We start from the raw sequence: 23484 nt of genomic DNA, 5'->3' as shown, positions 1-23484 counted from the left end.
GCGGAAATCGATATTTCCCGATTGCGGCCGCGCTCAGTGGGTCAGGACGCGGTCGGCCGGCAGGGTGACCGTGAACGTCGCTCCCTCGCCGGGGGCGCTGCGGACCGTCAGCATGCCGTCGTGGCCGTCCACGACCTCCTTCACGAGGGCCAGGCCCAGGCCGAATCCGCGGCTCTCGGTCACCCCGCGGTCGAACAGCCGGACCGGGTCGCCGGGATTGAGCCCGGCGCCGTCGTCGGCCACGGTGAGGCGCACCAGGTCCTCCGTCGTCGACAGGATGATCCTGATGTGCCCGCCAGGGCCCGTGTGGGTCAGGGCGTTGTCGACCAGGGCCGACAGGACCCGGCGGAGGGCTGTCTCGGCGCCGCTCACCACGGTCGGGCCGTTCGCGCGGTGGACCTCGATGGTGACGCCCCGGGACTCGGCGCGGGCCGATTCCGCCTCGGCCAGTTGCTCGGCCAGCAGGGCCAGGTCCACCGGGCGTCTCAGGCGGTCGCCCAGGAGGAGGTCCTCGACCACCTCGCCCAGCTCCCGGGTGCCGGTGACCAGTTTGTCGACGTCCTCCGTGGGGAGTTCGCCGCGTTTCAGGCGGATCGCCACCAGCTGGGCTCTGGTGTGGAGGCGGGCCAGCGGGGTGCGGAGTTCGTGGCTGACGTCCTCGGTGAAGCGGCGCTGGCGGGCCAGCGCCTCGCCCAGGGGGGCGATGGCGCGGCGGGCGGTGAGGTCGCCGATCCCGGCGGCGGCGATCAGGGCGGCCAGTTCGGCGGCGATCAGGGTGTGCAGGAGGCGGCGGCGTTCGGAGGCCTGGTAGCGGAGGTCCAGGGCGGCCTGGCGGACGACGTCGCCGCGCCGCTCGGTGCGGACCATGTAGTCGAGGCCGGCGATCTCTATGCGGTCGACCCTCACTCCGCCGTCGCGGGTGACGGCTCTGATGGGGGTGCGCCACGGGAAGGCCTCGGGGGTGCCCGGGGACGTCGTCACGTGCTCGCCGCTGACCTCCACCAGCCACAGGCAGGGCGGGGGGTGGGTGATCGAGGCGCGGGCGACGGCCACTTCGAGTTCGCGGCGGGCGGCGGAGTCCTGCTGGCCGGACATCACGCCGTAGACGAGGGCGCCCATCAGCAGGACCAGGAGGGCGATGGCGCCGGCCACCCTGACCGTCACCCGGCGGCGGGCCCGCCGCAGCATGGCGTTCACAGGGCTCCCAGGCGGTAGCCGACGCCCCGGACGGTCCTGACCACGCCCTGGCCGAGTTTGCCGCGCAGGTAGTAGACGTAGGTGTCGACGATCGACTCGGTCGAGGCGCCGTCGAAGACGCCCCGGCGGAGTGAGGCCCTGGTGTGCACGTGGCGGGGGCGGCTGGCCAGGGCGCGCAGCAGGCGGTACTCCTGGCCCGACAGCGGGACCTGGTCGCCGCCCGGGAGCCAGACCGCCTGGGCCGCCAGGTCGAGCCAGGCGGCGCCGAGGGGGAGCAGTTCGGCGTGGTCGGTGTGGCGGCGGACCAGGGCCCGCACGCGGGCCAGGAGTTCCTCGATCTCGAACGGTTTGACCAGGTAGTCCTCCGCGCCCGCGTCGAGGCCGGTGACGCGGTCGTCGAGGGTGCCGAAGGCGGTGAGGAACAGCGCCGGGACCGTGACGGCCCGGCTCCTGAGCCGGCGGAGCAGGTCCAGGCCGTCGATGGCGGGCAGGCCGCGATCGACGACCATGGCGTCGTAGGGTCTGCTGAGCGCCAGGTGGAGACCACGCTGGCCCTCCAGGGCGTGGTCGACCTCGTAGCCGTGGTCGGTGAGCACCTCGACCAGGAGGGCGCCCAGTTCACGGTCGTCTTCGACGACCAGCAGCCGACGGGAGTGCGGGTCGGCGGTTCCCGATGTCCCTGCCACGGTCATACCGTGTCATTACGGTCACCGAAATTCCAGAGGCCGGGATACCACCTGCGGGCGCGCGGCAAAATAAATGAAAATTACACCAACTCGTCCTGCCGATCGCGTTCGACGGTCGGTTCGAGGCGGGCGGGCAGCGCGAGATGGTAGAGGGGCATGGCCGCCGCCGTGGTGATGACGGCCACCAGGACGAGCATGGCGAACACCTCCTGGCCGATCATGCCGTGGGCCAGGCCGATGTTGATGAAGATGAGGATCATCAGGCCCCGGGCGTTCATCAGGGCGCCGACGGCGTACGACTCGCGCCAGGAGAAGCCCATGGCGCGCATCGACAGGGCGCAGCCGAGGTACTTCCCGGCGAAGCCGGACAGCAGGATCAGCAGGAAGGCCAGCAGCATGGCGCCGCCGGCGATGCCGTCGAGGTGGGTGTTGAGGCCGGAGAAGGTGAAGAACACCGGCAGCAGGAGGGTGGAGACGACCTCCATCATCCGGCCGTGCAGGGCCTCGCGGAACTTCGGGTCGCGGGGCATGGCCAGACCGGCGATGAAGCCGCCGAACACGGCGTAGACGCCGATCCAGTCGGTCAGCCAGCCGCCGGTCAGCGGGACGAGCACGGCGACGTACATCATCGCGGGGGTGAAGACCCCCGTCTTGGCGAAGCGGGCGCCCATGGGGCGCAGCAGCGGGGCGACCAGCTTCAGCATGACGACGGCGAAGACGGCGGTCAGCGCGATCGTGCGGAGCGCGCCGCCGGTGCCGGTGCCCAGGTGGAGGGCGGTCAGCACGGCCAGCAGGCACCACGCCACCGCGTCGTCGACCGAGGCGGCGACCAGGGTGAGCCGGCCGATCGGGGAGTTCTGGAGGCGGCGCTCGTACAGGATGCGGGCCAGCATCGGGAAGGCGGTCAGGGACAGGGCGCCGCCCAGGAACAGGGCGAACTCGAAGCGGCTGACCTCGCCGCCCGACAGGCTCCCGTACAGCAGGAGGCCGGCGCCGAAGCCGAGCGCCAGGGACGGCAGGAAGCCCGAGAGGGCCAGCACCCCGGCCCGCCGCACCTGCCCGGGGCTGCTGGCGCTGTGGTCGAGGCCGGCCCCGACCAGGAACATGTAGAGGGTCAGGCCGATGGTGCTCAGGACGTACAGGATGGGCTTGATCTCGGCCGGGAACAGGGTCTGCTGCGCGGCCGGGAACAGCCAGCCGAACAGGGTCGGGCCGAGCAGCACGCCCGCGACCATCTCTCCCAGCACCCTCGGCTGGCGGACCATCTGCGCCAGCCGGCCGCAGAGGGCGGAGGCGATGAGGATGACGACCAGCGCGGGCAGCACCTTGAGCACGAGTTCGAGGTTGGCGTCCATGTGATCACCTGTCTCCGAAGTGGCGGGCGCAGAGGGCCTGCCGGCGGGCGTCCCAGACCATGTAGCCGCCGAGCACGAGCTGGACGAGGCTGCGCCAGACGTCCTCCCAGCGGTCGCGCAGCCGCATGACGCGGGTGCGCCAGGCGGGCGGGCGGGTGCCGGCGGGGGTCAGCAGGCAGGGCCCCCGGTTCGGCAGCGAGCGGGTGTGCCGGGCCGCCGAGGTGAGCTGCCAGGTCGACAGCAGCTCCCGGAAGGCGGCGCGCAGCGCGATAGGGGCGACCCGCCAGGCCGGGCAGGGCCGGTTGGCGGCGATGCCGAACGGGATGTGGTTGAGGTCGCGCACGCCGTGCTCGAACCGCGCGGCGTCGAACCGGTCGGGCTCGGGGAACCCGGCCCGGTGGAAGTCGGGGTAGCTGAAGCAGAGCACCGACCCCTCGGGGATGCCCGGCATGTCTCCCCGGGTGATGCGGTGGGCGACGCCGAACAGGGGATAGAGCCGGAAGGTCTCGTTGATCACCTGGTCGAGGAAGCGGTCGTCCCCGATGCGGGCGGCGGCCTGCAGTTCGGGCCGGTGCGCGAGCACCATCCCGATGTGCGCGGTCGCCTCGGCCATCTGGACCACGGCCGTGTTGAAGAACACCCCTTGCAGGTAGAGCGCCTGCTCGCGGGGGGTGAGCCCGGCGGGCAGCGGGCGGCGGACCCGGTCGAGCCGCGCCTCCAGATAGGCGGTGAGCCGGTCGCGGCGGTCCATGTGCCGCAGCCCGGTGCACTTGAGCGCGGTGACGACGTCGTCGGCGTTGCCCACGATGAGGTCGCGCGCCTCCGGCGGGCACGCGGCCCCGAAGACGAGCTCGTAGGAGAACTCGGCCCAGACCGGCATCGCCAGGTCGCGCAGCCGGTAGGCGGGCGCGGCCCGGCGGGCGCAGCGCGCGGCCAGGTCCTCGACGTCGGTCTTCGAGACGGCGAGGAACCCCCGGGTCGCCGCGGCGACGGCGTCGTAGCGTTCCCCGGGTTCGAGGTGCTCCTGGTGCACGTCGGCGCCGGGCGACAGCCAGTACCAGAACAGGTCCGACAGGACCGCGCCCTGACTGCGCCCGGACGCCGCCGGATGCGAGTAGACCTCCCGGAACCGCTCGACCGGCACCTTCGGCCCCGGCACGATGATCGCCTCCTGGCCGTTGACCCGCTCGAACACCAGCAGCCGCAGCGCCACGACCCGGCCGGGCAGCCACCACGGCAGCGTCGCCAGCACCACCGCGACGACCCCTAGCGTCAGCATGGCCGCACCACGCTCGGGTCGAGCGGGCCTCCCACGAGGGCCGTCGCCAGCTCGATCTCGGCACGGAACCAGGCCAGCACCTCCCGCACGCCCGCCTCCCCGGCGGCGGCCAGCCCCCACAGGACCGGCCGCCCGAGGAGCACCGCCTGCGCCCCCAGGGCGAGCGCGGTGACCACGTCGGTGCCCCGCCGGATCCCGCCGTCGACGGTGACCGGCACGGCGCCGACCAGCGCGTCGACGACGGCGGGGAGCAGGTCGATCGCGGCCGCCGTCCGGTCGAGCTGACGCCCGCCGTGGTTGGAGACCATGATCAGGGCCGCGCCGTGCCCGGCCGCGAGCCGCGCGTCGGCCGGATGGGTGACGCCCTTGACCACCAGCGGCATGTCGGTGACCTCGCGCAGCCGGTCGAGACGCGCCCACGAGATCTCCGGCGAGAACTCGATCGGCCGCACCACGTCGCCCTCGCGGAGGTTCTCGCAGGCCAGCCCTTCGGGCAGGGAGTGGAAGTCGTTGTGCAGGTCCCGGGGGCGGGCGCCGAACACGGGGGAGTCGGCGGTGACCACCAGCGCCCGGCACCCCGCCTTCTCCGCCCTGGCCACGATCCGTTCGGTGAAGGCCATGTCGGGCTGCACGTAGAGCTGGAACCACAGGTCGGCCCCGGTGTCGGCGAGGGCCTCGACCGGAGTGGTCGAGGCCATGCTGACGACCATGACCGTCTCCTCGGCGGCGGCGGCCCGCGCGGTCGCGAGCTCGCCGTCGGGATGGGCCAGCCGGTGGAAGGCGGTGGGAGCGATCAGCAGCGGCATCGAGGCGCGGCAGCCGAGGAGGGTCACCGCCGGGTCGGGCGGCGCGCCGGACAGCACCCGGGGGGCCAGGCGCAGCCGGCCGAACGCGGCCTCGTTCTCCGCGACCGTGCTCTCGTCGCCCGCCCCGCCGGCGAAGTAGTCGTAGTGCGCCTGCGGCAGGCGCTCGCGCGCCGCCGCCTCGAAGCGCGTCAGGAGGGACATCAGATCCGCCGGGCGAAGAACGCCCGGAGGGGTTCCAGGTGGACGTCCGGGGAGGTCCACTCGTTCTCCAGGTTCTCCGTCACGTGGTGGACGGCGACCTGCCCGTCGGGGCCGTGGTGGCGGACCACCGGATGGAGGTAGTGGCCCTCGTCGGCCTTCTCGGCGTCGCTCTGGCGGATGCGGCCCACGGTCACGTCGAAGGGGTCGACCTGGTCGTGGTCGGGGCCGTACTCCAGGGTGATCGTGACGTGGGAGCCGGTCTCGATCGGCAGGTCGATCGGGCGCTCCTCCAGGTAGCGGGCGCCGCCCCGGCCGTCGAGGGCGATGACGTCGGCGATCACGCCGAACTGCTGCCACAGCGCCGAGCTGCGGTTGACCCGGTCGAGGACCGCCTGGGCCATCGCCTTCGGGTCGGCGCCGATCTCCCTGGCGGGCCAGGGGCTGTCGTGGTGGCGCTCCTCCAGGATCCGGTGGAGGGCGCGGGCGCCGTACCGGAAGCCGTGGATGAAGCCGCTGGTGCCGTGCTTGAAGTCGCGTGACTGGGTGATCGTGCCGGCGAAGTACATGCCCGGGACGTTGACCGACTCGTAGGCCGGGGTCAGCTCCGGGAAACGCCCGCTGAAGTGGAGGTCGGGGCGGCAGGTGTCGTCGAAGACGGAGGTGTCGAAGCGGAATCCGGCGCAGACGATGACGCGGTCGTAGGGGATGTCCTTGGTGACCTCGTCGGCGCGGACGAAGGCGACGGTGACGCGGTAGGTGCCGTCGTCGCGGCGCTCGATGTTCCTGATGTCGCCGTCGAGCAGGGCGTTCTGGGACTTGAGCTGGTAGGTGTCGAGGAAGTTGTTGTTGACCGCGCGCAGGTGGCCGACGTAGTGGGTGCGCCAGGCCATCTTCACCGAGTGGGGCCCGGCGACGTGGACGACGGCGGCGGTCGCGACCAGGTTGTCGGCGGTCTCGAACGCCGAGTTGCCCTTGCCGATGATGAGCACCCGCCGGTCGATGAAGTCAGCGGGGTCGACGGAGACCTCGCCGTACTGCTCGGCGTGCTCGATGCCGGGGATGTTCGGGACGTTCTCCCGGCTCACGCCGGTGGCGACGATCAGCCGCCTGGCCTCGCGCGTCACGCCGTGGCCGTCGGTGACGGCGAACCCCTCGGAGGTTCTGGTGACGGTCTCGGCGCGGGAGCCGTACACGATCTCCAGGCCGTCGGCGTAGTCGGCGAGGTAGCGCACCATGTCCTCGGCCGAGGGGAAGTAGCGGTCGCTGTAGCGGGTGAACAGCAGCTCCGGGTCGTCGGAGAGCAGGCTGTTCCAGTCCATCCGGAGGTTCAGTTCGGGGTCGTCGGTGCCGTTGTACTTCTTGTTGATCGAGATGAGGGTCCGGTGGCGGGGGTAGGTGGCGAAGAACGTGCCCGGGGCCGGGCCCGCCTCCATGATCGTGTACGACCTTCCGGCCGCCCCCAGAGACCTTCCCATCTGCAGACCGGCAGGTCCCGCGCCGATCACCAGGTAATCCAGCATGCCCTTAGTGTTGGCGGCCGATTCTCAGAGAACGGTCAGAGCCAGTAGCGCCTGCTTGTCAGGTTTGCCCGATGCGGCCATCGGGACCCGGTCGATGACCGTGATGGTCGCCGGGACGTGGTCGGCCCCCAGCTCCTCCCGCACCCGCGCCTTCAGGTCCTCGACGTCGGGATCGGCGGCGACGACGAACGCGTGGGCCGCCTCACCGGTGGCCCGGTCGGGCGCGCCGACGACGTAGGCCTCCTCGACGTCGGGGTGGGACTCCAGGACGCGTTCGATGGGGCCCAGGTAGACGACCATGGCGTTGACCATGACCGCCTCGCGGGAGCGGCCGACGATGTGGATGTAGCCGTCGTCGTCGACGTGGCCGAGGTCCCGGGTCCTGAACCAGCCGTCGAGGAAGGGGTCCTCGTCGGAGTTCCAGTAGCCCCTCATCTGGTACGGGCTGGACACCAGCAGCTCTCCCTCGTGCGACCTGACCCGCACCCCCGGATGGGGACGGCCGACCGTGTCCCCCTTGGTGGCCAGCTCCTCCGGAGGGAGGACGGAGATCGACCCGGCCTCGGTGGCGCCGTAGCCGTGGTAGACGATCGGGCCGAGCAGCCGGGTCGCCTGGTCCAGCCGCGTGGCGCCGATCGGTGACCCCGAGACCATCAGCGCGCGCATGTCGGGCAGCCGGGTCCCGGTGTCGATGATCTGGGTCAGCCTCGGCACGGTGATGATCGCGCCGGTGATGCGCAGGTCCCGGTAGACGGCGGGGAAGTCGGGTTTCTCCGGGATGACGCAGACGCCGCCGTTCAGCATCGCCAGGGCGAGGAAGTCGACCACGACCATGCTGGCCAGGGTGCCGAACAGCAGGTAGCGCTCGAACTCGCCGGCCAGCCGCCGGGCGAGGGGCGACCAGTTGGCCGGCTGCCAGGACCAGTGGGCGTCCAGCGCCCCGTAGGTGACGGCGCAGCCCTTCGGACGGCCGGTGCTGCCGCTGGTGAAGACCAGCAGGGCGACGTCGTCTGGGCGGCCCATCGGGTCGGGGTGCCACTCCTCGACGCCCATCGGGATGCTCTCGTCGTCGATGACGTGGTCGACGTCCATGGACAGGACGTGGTCGAGCTGCGGCTTGGAGTAGCCCGGCCGGACGCCGACCACCCGGCAGCCGAGGATGTGGGCGGCCGTCTGGACGGCGAACGCCTCGGGGGTGACCGACGTGCGGAACGCGATCGCCTTCCCCTGGAGGCCCATGGCGTGCAGGGCGGCGGTCATCCGGCCGATCATGGAGTGCAGTTCGGCGCGGGTGACGACCCGGGAGCCGTGCTCGAAGACCGGCCGGTCGGGCTCGGTGCGCAGGAGGGTCGTCAGCGGTTGGGGGAAGACCATCGCGTTGTCTCCTTCGGGACTGCCTCTGGGAAATCTGCGGTGATCGAGATACAACCACCGTGACATCAGAGCCGGATCAGACCGCCGGAGGATACTCGTGGACGTCATCGGCGCGGGGTTCGGGAGAACCGGGACCAGATCGCTGAAAGCGGCCCTTGAGCTGCTGGGATTCGGTCCCTGCTACCACATGGCCCATGTCGTCGCCGAGCCCCGGCGGGTGCGGCGGTGGCTGGAGGTGAGCGAGGGCGGTTCACCCGACTGGAACACGATCTTCCAGGGGTTCCGCTCGGCGGTGGACTTCCCGGCCTCCTCCTACTGGCGGGAACTGGCCCTCCACTACCCCGAGGCGAAGGTCGTGCTGACCGTGCGCGACCCGGAACGCTGGTACGACAGCGCCCGGGAGACCATCTTCCGCCGCGCGATCGAGGCGGGCCGTCCCCGGCCGTGGTGGCGGCGGCTGGTGACGTGGCTGATCGTCCGCCGGGTGCCCGATTTCGCGCTGCTCCCGCGCATGGTCGACGCCACGGTCAACGACCGGCTGTTCGGCGGCCGGGTGGCCGACCGCGACCACTGCGTCGAGGTGTTCCGGCGTCACGTCGAGGAGGTCAGGGCCGCGATACCGGCGGAGCGCCTGCTGGTGTTCGAGTGCCGCGAGGGCTGGGAGCCGCTGTGCGCCTTCCTCGGCGTGCCGGTCCCCGACGAACCGTTCCCGAGGGTCAACGAGCGGGCGCGGTTCCACCGCAAGCGTCCCGGGCGGGCGCTGCGACTGATCGTCCTGGGCCGCTGATGGGCGTCATGGACGCACATGACGGCGGGGCGGCCCGCGCGGTCGCCGCGCTGGGCCGGTTCTGCGTCCGCCGCCGGTTCGCCGTGATCGGCGCGTGGGTGCTGCTCGTGGCGGCGCTGGTGCTGGGCGCGCGGGCCGTCGGCACGCCGACGGACAACGACGTGAGCCTGCCGGGCACCGACTCCCAGCTCGTCCGCGACCTGACCGCGACGCCGGAGGCCCCGCTCACCACCGGCACCGTGATCCTGGTGGCCGAGGACGCGCAGACCCTTTCCGGGGTGCTGGCTGCGACGGCCGCCTCCCTCCGGGGCGTCGCCCACGTGACGACGGTCCGGCCGCCCTCGGCCCCCGAGGGGTCGCTGTCGGCGGACGGCCGCACCGGCTGGTTCACGGTGGGCGTGGACGTCCGCCGGGCGGAGCTCACCAAGCCCGTCGCCCGCGCGGTCACCGACGCCGCCCGGTCGGCCGCGGGCGGCGTGCGGGTCCTTCCCGGCGGGGCGTTCGCGCAGGTGATCGACGGCTCGGGCAGCACCGGCGACGAGTACTTCGGCCTGGTCCTGGCGGCCCTGGTGCTCTTCCCCGCGCTCGGGGGCGTGACCGGCGCGGTGCTGGCGCTGCTGTCCGCGGCGCTCGCCGTGGTCGCGACGCTCCAGGTCGTGGGCCTGGCGGGGAACCTGACCTCGATGCCCGCCCAGGCCTCGACGCTGGCCCTCATGATCGGGCTGGGGGTCGGCATCGACTACTCGCTGTTCCTGCTCAACCGGTTCCGCGCCCTCACCCGGTCGGGTCTGGTGGCACCGGAGGCGATCGAACGCGCGGCCCGGGACTCCGGCACCGCCGTGGCCGTGGCCGGGGTGACGGTCGCGGTCGCGCTCGCGGGGCTGAGCCTGACCGGGGTGCCGCTGCTCCAGACGCTCGCCTGGACGTGCGGGATCGCCGTCCTCTGCGCCGTGCTCGCCGCGCTCACGCTGCTCCCGGCGCTGACCGCGCTCGCCGGAGGCCGGATCGCCCGGGGCGGCACGCTCCACAACCGGCTGACCCGCCGCGCCGGTTCCGGGGGTTTCTGGGCCCGTCAGGCCGACCGGGTGACCCGGCGGCCGTGGCTGGCGGGCGGGTTCGCGGTCGTGCTGCTGGCCCTGCTCAGCGCGCCGGCGTTCGACCTGCGGCTCGGCCAGCTCGACGCCGGGTCGTCACCGGAGGTCACCGCCGTCCGGCAGGCCGACGACGCGATCTCGGCGGCGTTCGGGCCCGGCACGGGCACCCCGCTCACCGTGCTCGGCCGGGTGACGACACCGATCACCGGCAGCGCGGATCCCCGGGTGGCCGAGCTCGTGGCGGCGGTGCGGGCCCAGCCGGGGGTGGCCGCCGTGGGGCCGCCGAAACCGTCCGGCGACGGGCGGGTGGTCACCGTCCAGGCGGTTCCGTCGACGTCCGGCGGCGACCCCGCGACCGCCGGGCTCGTCCACCGGCTGCGGACCGAGCCGGTGCCCGGCATGACCGTGCACGTCGGCGGCGCCGTCGCGGCCCGCGTCGACCTGGCCGAGCGGGTGAGCGACACGCTGCCGCTGGTCATCGGGGTCGTGGTGCTGCTGTCGGTCGTGGTGCTGCTGCTGGCCTTCCGGGCGCCGCTGCTCGCGCTCAAGGCGGCGGTGATGGACGTCATCTCGATCGGGGCCGCCTACGGCGTGCTGACGGCGGTGTTCACGTGGGGGTGGGGGGTGACGTGGATCGGGCTGTCGGGCCCGATCCCCATCCCGAGCTTCGTGCCGCTGATGCTGTTCGCCCTGCTGTTCGGGCTGTCGATGGACTACGAGGTGTTCCTGCTGAGCGACGTCCGGCGCCGCTGGCACCAGACGGGCGACAACCTGCGGTCGGTCCGCGAGGGGCTGCTCGGCACCGGACGGGTGATCACGGCGGCGGCGGCCATCATGGTCGGGGTGTTCCTCGCGTTCGTGCCGAACAACGACCCGACGATCAAGATGTTCGGGGTCGGGCTGGCGGTCGCGATCGCCGTGGACGCGACGGTCGTGCGCTGCCTGCTCGTCCCGGCCACGATGGCGATGCTCGGCGAGCTGACCTGGTGGACGCCCGGCCGCGGCGCGCGCGGCCGGGGCGCCCGCACACCGGTCAGTTAGGCCGCAGCCGCAGGGCGTGCATGCCGTTGTCGACGGCGAGCACGGTGCCCACCGAGGCGCCCGACAGCGGGCTGGCCAGGTAGGCGATCGCCCCGGCCACCTCGTCGGCCGTCACCAGGCGGCCGGTCGGCTGGAAGCCGGTCAGCGCGGCCCTGGCCGCCTCGGGGTCCTCGGCCGCGTTCATCTGGCGGTCGACCCACGGCGTGTCGGCGGTGCCGGGGGCGACGCAGTTGACCCGGATGCCCTCGCGGGCGTGGTCGGCGGCCATGGCCAGGGTGAGCGCGTAGACCGCGCCCTTGCTGGCCGAGTAGAGGACCCGCTGCTGGAGGCCCGCCCAGGCGACGATCGAACAGGTGTTGACGATCGCGGCGGCGGGGGAGCGGCGCAGGTGCGGCAGGGCGTGCCGGGCGACCCGGACCATGCCGACCACGTTGACGTCCAGGACGTGCAGCCACTCGTCGTCGCTGTTGCCGGCGACGTCGCCGACCGCGCTGATCCCGGCGTTGTTGACCACCACGTCGAGGCGGCCGAAGCGCTCGGCCACGCCGTCGACGGCGGCTTTGACCTGGGCGTCGTCGGTCACGTCGGCCGCGACGCCCAGGACGCCGTCGGGCAGGCCGTCGGGCTTCAGGTCGAGCGCGGCCACCGAGGCGCCCCTGGCGTGCAGCAGTCTCGCGGTGGCCAGGCCGATGCCGGACGCGCCGCCGGTGACGATCGCGGCCAGTCCCGTGAAGTCGGTCATGACTCCTCCTCCCGCACGGTGCGGACGTGGACCATCCCGGCCAGCCGTTTGCCGTTCTCGATGGCCTCGGCGGCGCTCGCCCCCCGGGCGATGACGTAGCCGACCTTGTCCTCGTTCCAGACCAGCGGGGGCACCTGGTCGCCGGGGCCCACGTCCAGGTGGACGTCGACGAACGCCGGGTCGGCGCGGACGGCGTCCAGGCCGGTGATCTCGACGACCCGGCCCGGTTCGGGGGTGAGGAAGCGGATGGCCGCGCCGCCCCGGGGCTCGGGTGAGGCGGTCAGCGGCTCCAGCACGCCCAGCCCGGCGGTCAGCGCGTAGCTCTCCATGTCGACGCCGTAGGCGATCTCGGCCAGTTCGTTGATCCGGTCGCCGCCGACGCGGTTGTGCGACTCGACGATCCTCGGGCCGCGCGAGGTCAGCATGACCTCGGTGTGGCCGGGGCCGTTGCGCAGCCCCACCGCGTCGAGGAAGTCGCTCACGAGCTGGACCACCTCGGGCGGGCACGCGCCGGGCTGGGAGTGGCCGATCTCGACGAAGCCGCCCGGACCGCCGCACTCCTTCTCGGTCACCGCGACGACCACGTGGCGGCCGTCGAAGCTCAGCGTCTCGACGCTGATCTCCGGGCCGTCGAGGAACTCCTCCAGGAGGAACTCGTCGAAGGAGTCGGACGCGGTCAGGTCACGGGCGTCGAACTGCCCGTCGAGGGCGCGGAACCGGTCGGCGACCGCGTCCACGCCGGCCTGGTCGTCGATGCGGAAGACCGCCAGGCTGCCCGACTCGCGGATCGGCTTGACGATGATCGGCAGGCCGTGCCTCTTCACGAAGTCCCGCACGTCCTGCGCCGACCGGCCGACCGCCGACGCCACCGGGCTGACGCCGGTCGCGGCCAGGTGGCGGCGCATCCGCCACTTGTCCAGCAGCAGTTCGACGGTCTCGACCGACTCGCCGGTCAGGCCGAGCGCCTCGTTGATCCGGGCGGCGGGCAGCAGCCCGAGCTCGAACTGCGACACGGCCGCCTGGAACGGGTAGACCTGGTGCAGCGCCCTGGCCAGCGGCAGCAGCCGGTCGATGTCGCCGTAGTCGAGCAGGAGCGCCTGGTCGACGTAGAGGGCGTTGCCGCGGTCGAACTCGTCGGGGAACTGGACGTGCACGACGTCGAGGCCGAGCTCCCTGGCCTTGCGGACGTGCTGGACCTTGCCGCCGATCACCAGTAAACGGTCAGCCACGGTGACCACCTCCCAGGACGCCGGCGATCGCGTCGACGCCGAAGTCGATCTCGGACCGGGTGATCACCAGTGGCGGCGCCACCCGGAGGGTCGAGTGGAACTCCTTGCACAGCACGCCGCGCTCGGCCAGCGCCTCGGAGACGCTCCGGCCGGCCGTGCGGCCCTCGGCGATCTCCACGCTGGCCCACAGGCCCCGGCCGCGGACCTCGGCGACGCCGTCGAGCTCGCTGAGGCGGGAGTGCAGGTAGGCGCCGAGTTCGCGGGAGCGCTCCTGGAACTCGCCGGTGGCCAGCAGGCGCACCACCGCGCGGCCGACGGCGCACGCCATCGGGTTGCCGCCGAACGTCGAGCCGTGTTCGCCGGGCTTGAGCACGCCGATCACGTCGGCCCGGCCGATCACCGCCGACACCGGGAGGATCCCGCCGCCGAGCGCCTTGCCGACGGCGTACAGGTCCGCCCGGACGCCCTCGTGGTCGAGGGCCAGCGTCGCGCCGGTGCGGGCCAGGCCCGACTGGACCTCGTCGGCGACGAACAGCGTGTTCGTGTCGTCGCAGATCTGGCGGACCTCGGTGAGGTAGCCCTTCGGCGGGACGACCACCCCGGCCTCGCCCTGGATGGGCTCCAGCAGGACGGCCGCGGTGTTGCCGGTGATCGCCGCGCGGAGCGCCTCGGCGTCGCCGTACGGGACGACCGTGAAACCCGGCGTGAACGGGCCGAACTCGTCGCGGGCCTCCGGGTCGGTGGAGAAGGAGATGATCGTCGTGGTCCGGCCGTGGAAGTTGTCGCCCGCGACGACGATCTCGGCCGCGCCCTCGGGCACGCCCTTGACCTGGTAGGCCCACTTCCTGGCGATCTTCACGGCCGACTCGACCGCCTCGGCGCCGGAGTTGGCTGGCAGCACCATCTCGGTGCCGGTCAGCTCGGCCAACTCGCGGCAGAACGGCCCGAACTGGTCGTGGTGGAAGGCACGGCCGGTCAGCGTCAGCCGGTCGAGCTGCTCCTTGGCCGCCGCGACGAGGGCGGGGTGCCGGTGGCCGAAGTTCAGCGCGGAGTATCCGGCGAGCAGGTCGAGGTAGCGCCGCCCGTTGACGTCGGTCATCCAGGCGCCCGCGCCGTGCGACAGCACGACGGGCAGCGGGTGGTAGTTGTGCGCGCTCCAGCGGTCCGCCAGAGCGATGTGCTCCTGGTCGTTCATTTCCATTCCTCCAGGTCGGCGATGCCCCGGGCCAGCGTGGCGTCCGCCAGCAGCTCGTCGAGGAACGCCGAGTTGTGGTCGTGTACGGCCTGCTCCGCGCCGACGAGGGGACTGTCGGCCCCGAGGTCGAGCAGCCAGAGCGGATGGATGGCGGCGCCGCGCGCCACCTTGGCCTTCGTGGCCTTGATCCCGGCGTGGATCCACCGGATCCCCCGGTCGGACGCCCAGCGGAACTGCTCGTAATAGAGCAGGTTGAAGTACTCGTAGGCGTCGCGCAGCCGGGAGTAGTCGAAACCGGCCCAGCGCAGGAAGACCGTGTCCTGCCAGACGTAGTAGAGGCAGAAGCCGACGGGTTCGCCGTCCAGGAGGCACAGCGCGACCGTCGCGGCGTCGCCGAGGCACTCCACGTGGTTGCGGAAGGTGGCGATGTCGTCCTGGGTCTCGGCGTGGAAGCCGTATTTGGCCTCCGTGGTGACCGCGAGAGGGGCGATGTCCGTGGCGCACTCGCGCAGCGGCACGTGCCTGACCTGGTAGCCGGCCGAGGTGAAGGCGTTGACCTCCTTGCGGACGGCGGTCCGCCGCTTCCCGCTCAGGGTGGCGAGCCACCCCTCGTAGCCGCCCTCGGGGACCGGCATCCAGGCGTCGCAGTCGAGCAGGACGGGCGGCGCCTGCACGCCCGCCGCGCGGAACCGGCGGACCCCGTCGGTGTCGAGGTACATCGCCACGCACGTCCGGTCGCGGGCGCGGAGCTCGGCCAGCAGGCCGTCGACCGGCCCCGGCCCGAGGACGCGCGTCTGGTAGCCCTCGCACGGGCCGACGAGGAGCCCCTCGGACGGGAGCGCCGGCAGCGACCGTTCGGTGAGCTTGGCGTTCCAGTCGTACGACCCCCCGGCCAGGTCGCCCCCGGTGAACACCGGGACGGCGACGTCACCGGAGATCACCGTGTCGGCCTTCGCGCCGTGCTCGGTGGCGCAGAAGCCGAGCCAGTTCGAGCTGGAGTAGAAGTCGCGGCCCGCCCGTTGGTCCCATGTGGTCATCGGTCTCCTCCGATCGAGAGGTCGGCGTGGCGTACCGAGCTGAACCAGAACAGCGTCGACAGCACGAGCAGCGGAACCGCGCCCAGCATGATCGCCGCCCGGACGCCGAACACGTTCCCGAGGACCCCGGCGAGCAGCGCGCCGATCGGGATCGTGCCGTAGATGAGCAGCCGGAACGTCGCGGTGATCCGGCCGAGCAGCTCGGGCGGGGCCTGGGCCATCCGCACGCTCAGCGAGTGGACGCTGAAGATGCCGAGCCCGAAGCCGTACACGACGAAACCGCCGACCAGCACGACGACCGCGAGCACCGGCGTCGCCGGGGCGAACGGCACCACCACGAGCCCGGCCGCGCTGACCACCATCGAGATGACGATGCACCGGCCTGTGCCGATCGCGGCGGCGGCCCGCCCGGACAGCAGCACGCCGATCAGGCCGCCGACGCTGGCCGTGGTCAGGATCAGGCCGAGCTGACCGGCCCCGAGCCGCAGCTCGCGGACCCCGAACAGCAGATAGAGCGTGAGCACGATCTGCTCGAACAGGTTGAACAGCGCGGCCTGGACGGCCAGCATCCGCAGCACCCGGTGGCGCAGGATCGCCCGTAACCCGTCGGCGATCTCGGCCCGCATCGACGGCCGCTCGCCCTCCGGCGCCGCCACGACCTCCTGCTTGCGGATGCCGACGAACGCCAGGGCGGCGAACAGGCACGTCGCGGCGTTGGCGACCAGCGCCACGGGGGCGGTCGCCGCCTGCACGAGCACCCCGCCGATGCCGGGGCCGCCGATCTGCGCGATCGAGTAGGTCCCTTCGAGCTTGGCGTTGGCCTCGATCAGCTGGTCGCGGGAGACCAGCGACGACAGGTAGACGACGTAGGCGACGTCGAACACCGCCATCAGCAGGCCGACGCCGAAGGTCACCGCGTACAGCAGGCCGAGCGAGAGCAGATCGGTCAGGTAGCTCAGCGGGATCAGCATGATCAGCGCGAACCGGATCAGGTTCGTCACGACGAGCACCGGCTTGCGCCGGTGGCGGTCGAGCCAGGCCCCGGCGAACAGGGTGATGAGGATGACCGGCGCGTACTGCAGCGCGGTCAGCAGGGCGACCTCGGTCGGCCCGGCGTGCAGCACGGTGATGGCGGTCAGCGGCACGGCCACCAGCGAGATCTGCGCCCCGGTCTGGGAGATGGTCTCCCCGGACCAGAGCAGCATGAAGTCGCGGTGCCGCCACAGGCTCCCGGGCCGCTCCCGCTGTTCGGTGGTCTGCCCGCTCATGACGCCGCTCCCAGCCGGACGATGGTGCCGCGCCCGGCCACTGCCCGGCTGACGGGCTCGGACACCCGCCCGTCCGCGATGCGGACCGACCCGACCCCACCGGCCAGCGCCTCCCGGGCGGCGACCAGCTTGAGGGCCATGCCCCCGGCGGCGAACCGGCCGGGCGCGCCGGTCGGCGGCACCTCGTAGCTGTCGAGCAGGCTGGCGTCGTCGCCGGGATCGGCGAGCACCCCGGGCGCGCCGGTCAGCAGCACCAGCCGGTCGGCGCCGAGCGCCGCGGCGAGCGCCGCCGCGGCCCGGTCGGCGTCGACGTTCACCGGCTGCCCCTGCTCGTCGGCCGCGGGCGGCGAGACGACCGGCACGAAGCCGGCGCGCAGCAGGGTCTTCGGCAGTTCGGTGCGGACCTCGGTGAGCCGCCCGCTGAGGTTGTCCCGGACCAGCGTGGTCCGGCCGTCGACCACGGCCCGGACGGCGGACTTGCGGCGGGCCCGCAGCATGCCGCCGTCCAGGCCGGTGAGCCCGACCGCGGGCGCCCCGAGGCGGGACAGCTCCGCGACGAGCTTCGGTTTGACCGCGCCGGCCAGCGCGAGGACGACGACCTCCAGGGTCGCGGGGTCGGTGTACCTGGTGGACACCCCGTCGGGGGCGACGAGGGTGCGCCTGGGCACCCCGAGGTCCCCGGACAGCCGGGCGATCTCCCCGGAACCTCCGTGCACCAGGACGACGGGCTGCCCTTCGCGGACGAGCCCGGCGACGTCGGCGCAGATGCCCGCGGCGTCCACGGCCGAGTTGCCCCCGCACTTGACGACGATCACGGTGTCTCCAGTTCAGACGGGATGCAGGCCGGGGAAGGACAGGCCGAGCGACTCCGGCCAGCCCATGCGGACGTTCAGGCACTGGATCGCGTTGCCCGCGCCCCCCTTCATCAGGTTGTCCAGCGCCGCGATGGTCGACAGCCGCCCGGCCTCCTCGTCGACGGCGTAGCCGACGTCGCAGAAGTTGGAGCCCACGAGGATCTTGGGCTCCGGGTAGCGGAAGGTGCCGCGCTGCTGGGCGACCAGCCGGACGAACGGCTCGTCCCGGTACTGCTCACGGAAGGCCCGGCGGACCTCCGAGGTGTCGACGCCGGGCTGGAGCTCGGCGTGGCAGATGGTCTGCACGCCGCGCACCGCCTCGACGCCCGTCGCCGTCATGGCGGCCGGGATGCCGAGGTGCCGGGAGATCTCCGCCTCGTGCCGGTGCCCGGTCGGGGCGAACACCCGCATCGCCCCGCTGCGTTCGGCGTGCAGGTTCCCCTCGCCCGCGGTGGCCCCCGAACCGCTGGAGCCGGTGCGCGCGTCGAACTGGGCCGAGGAGTCGACCAGGTCCCGTTCCACGAGGGGGTAGAGGGCGAGCACGCCCGCCACCGCCATGCAGCCGGGCACGCTGATCAGGTCGGCGCCGCGCAGGTCGTCCCGGTAGAGCTCAGGAATCCCCGGGACGAAGTCGTCGAGCAGGTGCGGCGCGGCGTGCTCGGTGCCGTAGTACTGCTCGTAGACCTCGGTGTCGTCCAGCCGGAAGTCGCCGGTGAGGTCGATGACCAGCTTGGCGCGGTCGTTCCAGTGGTCGATCTGGGTCATGGCGGCGCGGTGGGGGGTGGCGAGGAAGACGACGTCGCACTCCTCCAGGTCCTCCGGCGCGCAGAAGAGCAGGTCGGTGAAGGAGCGCAGGTTCGGATGGACCCCGTCGACCCGCTTGCCAGGGAAGCGGGAGGACACCGCGCCCACCACCTCGACCTTCGGGTGGGTGATGAGCAGCCGGAGCAGCTCACCGCCGATGTACCCGGCGGCCCCGATCACGGCGACGCGGATCATGGTCACTCACCCCAATCTTCTTCGACCTCCGGGGCGAGGACGAGGACCACGGGGCTCAGCGCCACGATCTCCAGTTCGCTCCGGCACCCGGCGCACTCGACGATCTCGTTCAGCCGGGCCGAATCCCTGATCTGCACCTCGTCCTCACACTCGGGGCAGGTGCGCACGGTGGTCATCTGCTGGGTCATCCGATCGTCTCCTTCTGGTCGAGGGCGGTGCGGACCGTCCGCACCACCCGGTCGGCGGTGAGGTCGTAGTGGTCGACGAGGTGCTCCTGGTTGCCGACCTCGTCGACGAACTGGTCGGGCATGCCCAGCCGCAGCACCCGCGTGGGCGCCGACTCGGCCAGGGCCTCGGCCACCGCGCCGCCGAGGCCGCCGGAGCGCCAGTGCTCCTCGACGGTCACCACGAGCGGGGCCGGTCGCGCCGCGGCCACCAGCGTCTCGGCGTCGAACGGGCTGAGCGTGTGCAGGTTGAGCACGGTCGCCTCGACGCCGTGCCCGGCCAGCACGTCGGCCGCGGCCAGGCAGGCGAGCACCGGATAGGGGCCGCAGCACGCCAGCACCACGTCGCCGCCCTCGCGCAGCGTCTGCGCCCGGCCGATGACCGGGGGAGCGGCGGCGGGCAGCGGCGGGGTCGGCTTGCGGCCGAGCCGCACGTAGAGAGGGCCCTCCAGGTCGACGCTCTGCTCGACGAACGCCTCCGTGGCGGCGGCGTCGGCGGGCACCACCACGGTCATCCCCGGCAGCACCCGCAGGACGGCGAGGTCCTCCAGCGCCTGGTGGGTCGGGCCGAGGTGCCCGGCGGCCAGCCCGCCGTGGGTGGCCATGATGCGGACCGGCAGCCGGTTGTACGCGATGTCGATCTTGATGGGTTCGAGCGCGCGCGAGGTGGCGAAGGCGGCCATCGTGTTGACGAACGGCATCCGGCCGCACGCCGCCATCCCGGCGGCCATGCCCATCAGGTTGTGCTCGGCGATGCCGAGGTTGAGGTACTGGTCGCCGGCGGCGGTGACGTAGTCGGCGTTGAACAGGCCGGTGTCGGTGTCGAGGCAGATCAGCTCGGGGTGCTCGGCCATCAGCGGCAGCAGCCGGTCGCGGTAGGCCTCCCGGGTCGCGCGGCTCATCGGGCGTCCTCCAGCGCGCCGAGGGCGCGGGCGTGGTTGCGCTCCGACAGCGTCACGTAGTGGCTGGCGGCGCGGCCTTCGAGGAACGGGAGCCCGTGGCCCTTGACCGTACGGGCGATCAGCACACTCGGTCTGCCCGGCTCCCACGGCGCGGCGGCCAGATGCTCGGCGAGCAGGACCGGGTCGTGGCCGTCGGCCTCGCGGACCGACCAGCCGAAGTCGCGCCAGCGGTCGGCCAGCGGCTCCATCGGGGCGATCCCCTCGGTGGAGCCGGTGAGCTGCAGCCCGTTGCGGTCGACCACGGCGACCACCCGGTCGAGCCGCAGCGACGCGGCGGCGATGGCCGCCTCCCACACCGAACCCTCCTGGAGCTCGCCGTCGCCGAGCAGCACGAAGCTGCGCGCGTCCCGGCCGGCGTAGCGGTGGGCCAGCGCGAACCCGCAGGCCAGCGCGAGACCGTGGCCGAGCGAGCCGGTCGGCAGCTCCACGCCGGGCACCGCGCGGACCGGGTGGCCCATCAGCCTGCTGCCGGGCCGCCCGTAACCGGCCAGTTCCTCGGTCGGGAAGTAGCCGCGTTCGGCCAGCGTCGCGTAGAGCCCGACGGCGGCGTGGCCCTTGCTGAGCAGGAACCGGTCGCGGTCGGGGTCGTCGGGGCGCTCCGGGTCGACGTTCAGGACCGAGAAGTAGAGCGCGGTGAGCACCTCGGTGCAGGAGAACGCCCCGCCGAGGTGGCCGCCTTCGGGCCCGGCGCACATGTCGACGACGTGCGCCCGGATCCGGGCCGCGACGGCCTCCAGCGTGTCCGTCGCCACCCCGGTCATGACGCCGCCTTCGCGAGCGTGGCCACCAGGTCCGGGTTGGCCCACACCTTCTCGAAGGCGTCGGCGTAGAGGCGGAGCAGGTCGCCCGACCCCGGGTGCAGGTGGCGCTTCTGAAGGGTGAGCGAGTCGGCGATGATCGCGCGGGTCACCGGGAAGTCCGTGTCGGGCTCGCCGCCGCCGGTCACCGACCAGGGGTGGCCGGAGCCGAATCCGACGCGGTCGACGAACACCTTCTGGTCGGGCAGCGGCATGAGCTGGTACTGCGACATCGGCACGCCCTCGGCGCGCAGCAGCCGCCGCAGCGCGGCGCGCAGCGCCTCAGGCGGGGTCCCGTCGAGGCCGAACGCGGCCGGGTCGAACCGGAACCGCAGGATGTGCCAGGCGTGGGTGGTGTCGGGGAGCGTGGCCGGCACCCGCAGGCCGGGCAGCACGGCGAGCCGCGCCAGGAACTCGGTGACGTTGCGCTGCCGGGCGCGCTCGTAGTCGTCGAAGCGGCTGAGCTGCGCGTCGGCGAACGCGGCCTGGATGGCGTTCATCTTGTGGTTCCAGCCCAGGCCGTAGGACACGTAGTCGCGGTCGCGGCCGGCCTCGATCACCTCGCCGAACTGGCGGCCCCTGCGCACCGCCTCGGCCAGCGCGGCGTCGCGGGTCACCAGCAGGCCGCCCTCGCCGCAGGTCGGGATGTTCTTGGTGACCTGGAGGCTGAACGCGCCGGCGTCGCCGATCCCGCCGACCGGCCGCCCGTGGTGGGTCGCGCCGGGGGCCTGCGCGGCGTCCTCGACGACGGCGAGGCCGTGGCGGCGGGCGATGTCGGTGATCCGGTCCATGTCGGCGGGCGCGCCGTGCAGGTGCACCGGGATGATCGCCTTGGTCCTGGGGGTGATCCGGTGCTCGACGTCGCCGGGGTCGAGGTTGAAGGTGACCGGGTCGACGTCGGCGAACACCGGGACGGCCATCTGGTGCACCGGCGCGAGCCCGGTGGCGATGAAACTCAGGGCGGGCACGATCACCTCGTCGCCCGGGCCGACGCCGAGCGCGGCCAGCGCGAGCGACAGGGCGGCGGTGCCGTTGGCCACCGCGACGCAGTGGTCGAAGCCGAAGTGCCGGGCCCAGTTCTCCTCCAGGGTGGACACCGGGTTGGCGCCGTCGGTGTTGGACACCAGCCGGGCGCCGTCGAGCGCGTCGAGGACGGCCTTGCGGTCCTCGTCCTCGATCAACGGCCAGTCGACGCGCCGCCGGTCCTTCGGCACGGCGGCGGTGCCCCCGAACGCTGCCAGCTTGCTCATCACAGTCCTCTCCACGAGGTCACGGCGTCGACCGCCTCCCCGTATCTGCCGCGCAGCACGGTGGCGTGGTGCGCGATGTCGGCCGAGGCGGCTTCGGCGTCCCCGAGCCCGTGCGCGCCGGTGATCCGCAGCCCGGTCCACGCGTGGGCGACCGACTCGACCGCCCGTCCGGCTCCCGCGAGCGCCGGGTCGCCCCATTCCCGGCCGCAGCGGCGGAGCAGTTCGCCGTGCAGCGAGGCCTGCGCCTGCATGCCCCACCCGAAGGGGTAGAGCTCGCGCAGCGCGCCGGCGTCCCCGGCCCGGCACCGTCCGACCAGGTCGGCGGCGAACGCGTCGAAACCGGCCAGCCCCGCGTCGGCGAAGATCTCGCTGTCGGCGCGGATGCACCCGGCGAGCAGCTCGGGGGTCAGCGGCGCGGGCGGGGCGTCGAGCCAGACGTCCAGGCAGCGCCGGCCGATCCGCGAGTCGCTGAAGAACGCGTCCTGCACGTCGGTCGGGTTCGCCGACCCCCAGCTGCGCAGGAACGCCTCGATGGGGACCGCGCCGCTGAACGCGGGCGGCATCGCGTCGGAGACGTACACCAGGCCGCGGACCTCGTCGAGGCCGTAGACCACCACGAGGTGGGCGGCGTGCACGTCGCCGTAGGCGGGCCGGAACGGCAGGTGGAAGTTGTCCACCGCGGCGATGACCAGCCGGTCGGCGGCCAGCCTCTCGCGGATCTCGGCCCACAGGTCGTCCTCGTCGGCGGGCTGCCACCAGCGCGAGTGCAGCCCGTGGTGCGGCGCCAGGGCGGCCCCCAGGTCGGCGTCGCCGTCCGGGCAGGGGTAGTAGAACTCCTCCGACCTGACGTCGCCGGGGATGTGCAGGAACCGCCAGCCCGCGCCCAGAACGGCCAGCGGGTCGGCGCCCTCCCGCGCCAGCAGCGTGCCGAACGTGGCCTGGAGACAGCTGATCAGGTCGCGGTACCAGAGTTCGGGCTCCGCCCCTGTGGTCGTGTACGTCATGCGCCCGCCTCCGTCCGCTGGAGTGTCACCCGCTGGAGGGTCACCGCGAAGAGGTGCACCGCGGCGTTGCGCGGCAGCCTCAGCCCGGTCAGATCGGCGCGCCTGGTCACCGGCACCCGCTGCGCCCACATCACCGCGGACACGCCGCGCTGCACGTGGTGGGGGTAGTGCATGACCAGGCTCTCGAACGCCTTGACCTCGCCGAACCAGGCCGGGGCCGCCCAGAAGTCGGAGACCCGCAGCGGCTCGGCGTCGACCGACCCGTCGGCGTAGTGGGTCTCGACGACGTCCTCGCAGCGGCGTTCGGCCGCCGCCAGCACGTGGACCCAGTCGTAGCGGCCCTCGGGCACCGTGAGGAACTGCCCGGCGCACCGGATGTTGTCCGGCCCGTCGCCGACCGGCGGGAACCGGAACGGCACCCCCGCCACGTGGACGAGGTCGCCGCCCCCGGGCAGGTACTCGGCGGCGAACGAGTTCCCCCAGACGTTGAAAGCTCCCGATTTGGTGTCCGTCGCCGCGGAGATGCCCGTGTTGTTGAGATGGCCGGAGATGTCGACCGGCTCAAGTAGAAAGCTCATGGCAT

The 23484-nt window shown here is 72.9% G+C and carries 22 protein-coding genes; 2 read left to right on the top strand and 20 right to left on the bottom strand.

Going from position 1 to position 23484, the window contains the following annotated elements:
• Positions 1 to 33: 33 nt before the first annotated feature.
• From AW270_RS17900 to AW270_RS17870, 7 genes are all read right to left on the bottom strand, one after another.
• Complete coding sequence (locus AW270_RS17900) at positions 34 to 1188, bottom strand: sensor histidine kinase (RefSeq protein WP_063819252.1); 1155 nt, start codon at positions 1186 to 1188, stop codon at positions 34 to 36.
• Between the two features lie 5 nt (positions 1189 to 1193).
• Entirely contained in the window at positions 1194 to 1883 is a 690-nt protein-coding gene (locus AW270_RS41805) for a response regulator transcription factor (protein WP_218009255.1), read from the bottom strand.
• An 80-nt stretch (positions 1884 to 1963) separates the two neighbouring features.
• The gene (locus AW270_RS17890; protein ID WP_061295497.1) at positions 1964 to 3238 is read right to left on the bottom strand and encodes a cation:proton antiporter; all 1275 of its coding nucleotides are present in this window, start codon (positions 3236 to 3238) and stop codon (positions 1964 to 1966) included.
• Positions 3239 to 3242: 4 nt separating this feature from the next.
• Positions 3243 to 4517, bottom strand: coding sequence for a cytochrome P450 (locus AW270_RS17885; RefSeq protein ID WP_061295495.1), 1275 nt, complete (start codon positions 4515 to 4517; stop codon positions 3243 to 3245).
• Positions 4511 to 5524, bottom strand: coding sequence for an alpha-hydroxy acid oxidase (locus AW270_RS17880; protein ID WP_061295493.1), 1014 nt, complete (start codon positions 5522 to 5524; stop codon positions 4511 to 4513). Before AW270_RS17880 ends, AW270_RS17885 begins: the two co-directional genes overlap by 7 nt.
• The gene (locus tag AW270_RS17875) at positions 5524 to 7044 is read right to left on the bottom strand and encodes an NAD(P)-binding domain-containing protein (RefSeq protein WP_061295490.1); all 1521 of its coding nucleotides are present in this window, start codon (positions 7042 to 7044) and stop codon (positions 5524 to 5526) included. The genes AW270_RS17880 and AW270_RS17875 overlap by 1 nt, the downstream gene beginning before the upstream one ends.
• 24 nt (positions 7045 to 7068) lie before the next feature.
• The gene (locus AW270_RS17870) at positions 7069 to 8418 is read right to left on the bottom strand and encodes a class I adenylate-forming enzyme family protein (protein ID WP_061295488.1); all 1350 of its coding nucleotides are present in this window, start codon (positions 8416 to 8418) and stop codon (positions 7069 to 7071) included.
• A 97-nt stretch (positions 8419 to 8515) separates the two neighbouring features.
• Between AW270_RS17870 and AW270_RS17865 the strand changes: the two genes are divergently transcribed.
• Complete coding sequence (locus AW270_RS17865) at positions 8516 to 9205, top strand: sulfotransferase family protein (protein ID WP_061295486.1); 690 nt, start codon at positions 8516 to 8518, stop codon at positions 9203 to 9205.
• 8 nt (positions 9206 to 9213) lie between these two features.
• Positions 9214 to 11340 carry an MMPL family transporter gene (locus AW270_RS17860; RefSeq protein WP_061296151.1) on the top strand — a complete coding sequence of 709 codons (2127 nt, stop codon included), beginning with the start codon at positions 9214 to 9216 and terminating at the stop codon, positions 11338 to 11340.
• On the opposite strand, the gene AW270_RS17855 is transcribed toward AW270_RS17860, so the two are convergent.
• The 13 genes from AW270_RS17855 to AW270_RS17795 are packed head-to-tail and all read right to left on the bottom strand — an operon-like array spanning position 11333 to position 23479.
• Positions 11333 to 12082, bottom strand: a complete 750-nt coding sequence (locus tag AW270_RS17855) for an SDR family NAD(P)-dependent oxidoreductase (RefSeq protein ID WP_061295483.1) — start codon at positions 12080 to 12082, stop codon at positions 11333 to 11335. The genes AW270_RS17860 and AW270_RS17855 overlap by 8 nt on opposite strands.
• Complete coding sequence (locus AW270_RS17850) at positions 12079 to 13311, bottom strand: ATP-grasp domain-containing protein (protein ID WP_218009254.1); 1233 nt, start codon at positions 13309 to 13311, stop codon at positions 12079 to 12081. Before AW270_RS17850 ends, AW270_RS17855 begins: the two co-directional genes overlap by 4 nt.
• On the bottom strand, positions 13304 to 14506 hold the full coding sequence (gene rocD, locus AW270_RS17845; RefSeq protein ID WP_061295479.1) for an ornithine--oxo-acid transaminase: 1203 nt from the start codon (positions 14504 to 14506) through the stop codon (positions 13304 to 13306). The genes AW270_RS17850 and rocD overlap by 8 nt, the downstream gene beginning before the upstream one ends.
• A complete protein-coding gene (locus AW270_RS17840; protein ID WP_061295477.1) occupies positions 14503 to 15543 on the bottom strand; it encodes a GNAT family N-acetyltransferase in 1041 nt (346 codons plus the stop codon). The genes rocD and AW270_RS17840 overlap by 4 nt, the downstream gene beginning before the upstream one ends.
• Complete coding sequence (locus AW270_RS17835; RefSeq protein WP_061295475.1) at positions 15540 to 16811, bottom strand: MFS transporter; 1272 nt, start codon at positions 16809 to 16811, stop codon at positions 15540 to 15542. The genes AW270_RS17840 and AW270_RS17835 overlap by 4 nt, the downstream gene beginning before the upstream one ends.
• Positions 16808 to 17626, bottom strand: a complete 819-nt coding sequence (locus AW270_RS17830; RefSeq protein WP_061295473.1) for a [LysW]-aminoadipate kinase — start codon at positions 17624 to 17626, stop codon at positions 16808 to 16810. Before AW270_RS17830 ends, AW270_RS17835 begins: the two co-directional genes overlap by 4 nt.
• Positions 17627 to 17638: 12 nt before the next feature.
• A complete protein-coding gene (gene argC, locus AW270_RS17825) occupies positions 17639 to 18664 on the bottom strand; it encodes an N-acetyl-gamma-glutamyl-phosphate reductase (RefSeq protein ID WP_061295471.1) in 1026 nt (341 codons plus the stop codon).
• 2 nt (positions 18665 to 18666) lie between these two features.
• Positions 18667 to 18852 carry a hypothetical protein gene (locus AW270_RS17820; RefSeq protein WP_061295469.1) on the bottom strand — a complete coding sequence of 62 codons (186 nt, stop codon included), beginning with the start codon at positions 18850 to 18852 and terminating at the stop codon, positions 18667 to 18669.
• On the bottom strand, positions 18849 to 19790 hold the full coding sequence (locus AW270_RS17815) for a transketolase family protein (protein ID WP_061295467.1): 942 nt from the start codon (positions 19788 to 19790) through the stop codon (positions 18849 to 18851). The genes AW270_RS17820 and AW270_RS17815 overlap by 4 nt, the downstream gene beginning before the upstream one ends.
• Positions 19787 to 20611, bottom strand: a complete 825-nt coding sequence (locus AW270_RS17810) for a transketolase (protein ID WP_061295466.1) — start codon at positions 20609 to 20611, stop codon at positions 19787 to 19789. Before AW270_RS17810 ends, AW270_RS17815 begins: the two co-directional genes overlap by 4 nt.
• A complete protein-coding gene (locus tag AW270_RS17805; RefSeq protein WP_061295465.1) occupies positions 20608 to 21897 on the bottom strand; it encodes a DegT/DnrJ/EryC1/StrS family aminotransferase in 1290 nt (429 codons plus the stop codon). Before AW270_RS17805 ends, AW270_RS17810 begins: the two co-directional genes overlap by 4 nt.
• Positions 21897 to 22901 (bottom strand): BtrH N-terminal domain-containing protein, encoded by a 1005-nt coding sequence (locus AW270_RS17800; protein WP_061295464.1) that lies wholly within the window; start codon positions 22899 to 22901, stop codon positions 21897 to 21899. Before AW270_RS17800 ends, AW270_RS17805 begins: the two co-directional genes overlap by 1 nt.
• Complete coding sequence (locus AW270_RS17795) at positions 22898 to 23479, bottom strand: beta-sandwich domain-containing protein (RefSeq protein WP_218009253.1); 582 nt, start codon at positions 23477 to 23479, stop codon at positions 22898 to 22900. Before AW270_RS17795 ends, AW270_RS17800 begins: the two co-directional genes overlap by 4 nt.
• Positions 23480 to 23484: the final 5 nt, after the last annotated feature.

This window comes from Herbidospora cretacea, from assembly GCF_001570605.1.
GTDB lineage: Bacteria > Actinomycetota > Actinomycetes > Streptosporangiales > Streptosporangiaceae > Herbidospora > Herbidospora cretacea.
This window is presented reverse-complemented; position numbering and strand designations above follow the sequence as displayed.

Bases quoted from the DNA above. Each gene is read 5' to 3' on its own strand.
- AW270_RS17900 (WP_063819252.1), bottom strand. From the start codon at position 1,188: ATGCTGCGGCGGGCCCGCCGCCGGGTGACGGTCAGGGTGGCCGGCGCC.
- AW270_RS17890 (WP_061295497.1), bottom strand. From the start codon at position 3,238: ATGGACGCCAACCTCGAACTCGTGCTCAAGGTGCTGCCCGCGCTGGTC.
- AW270_RS17885 (WP_061295495.1), bottom strand. From the start codon at position 4,517: ATGCTGACGCTAGGGGTCGTCGCGGTGGTGCTGGCGACGCTGCCGTGG.
- AW270_RS17880 (WP_061295493.1), bottom strand. From the start codon at position 5,524: ATGTCCCTCCTGACGCGCTTCGAGGCGGCGGCGCGCGAGCGCCTGCCG.
- AW270_RS17875 (WP_061295490.1), bottom strand. From the start codon at position 7,044: ATGCTGGATTACCTGGTGATCGGCGCGGGACCTGCCGGTCTGCAGATG.
- AW270_RS17870 (WP_061295488.1), bottom strand. From the start codon at position 8,418: ATGGTCTTCCCCCAACCGCTGACGACCCTCCTGCGCACCGAGCCCGAC.
- AW270_RS17860 (WP_061296151.1), top strand. From the start codon at position 9,214: ATGGACGCACATGACGGCGGGGCGGCCCGCGCGGTCGCCGCGCTGGGC.
- AW270_RS17855 (WP_061295483.1), bottom strand. From the start codon at position 12,082: ATGACCGACTTCACGGGACTGGCCGCGATCGTCACCGGCGGCGCGTCC.
- rocD (WP_061295479.1), bottom strand. From the start codon at position 14,506: ATGAACGACCAGGAGCACATCGCTCTGGCGGACCGCTGGAGCGCGCAC.
- AW270_RS17840 (WP_061295477.1), bottom strand. From the start codon at position 15,543: ATGACCACATGGGACCAACGGGCGGGCCGCGACTTCTACTCCAGCTCG.
- AW270_RS17835 (WP_061295475.1), bottom strand. From the start codon at position 16,811: ATGAGCGGGCAGACCACCGAACAGCGGGAGCGGCCCGGGAGCCTGTGG.
- argC (WP_061295471.1), bottom strand. From the start codon at position 18,664: ATGATCCGCGTCGCCGTGATCGGGGCCGCCGGGTACATCGGCGGTGAG.
- AW270_RS17820 (WP_061295469.1), bottom strand. From the start codon at position 18,852: ATGACCCAGCAGATGACCACCGTGCGCACCTGCCCCGAGTGTGAGGAC.
- AW270_RS17815 (WP_061295467.1), bottom strand. From the start codon at position 19,790: ATGAGCCGCGCGACCCGGGAGGCCTACCGCGACCGGCTGCTGCCGCTG.
- AW270_RS17810 (WP_061295466.1), bottom strand. From the start codon at position 20,611: ATGACCGGGGTGGCGACGGACACGCTGGAGGCCGTCGCGGCCCGGATC.
- AW270_RS17805 (WP_061295465.1), bottom strand. From the start codon at position 21,897: ATGAGCAAGCTGGCAGCGTTCGGGGGCACCGCCGCCGTGCCGAAGGAC.
- AW270_RS17800 (WP_061295464.1), bottom strand. From the start codon at position 22,901: ATGACGTACACGACCACAGGGGCGGAGCCCGAACTCTGGTACCGCGAC.
- AW270_RS17795 (WP_218009253.1), bottom strand. From the start codon at position 23,479: ATGAGCTTTCTACTTGAGCCGGTCGACATCTCCGGCCATCTCAACAAC.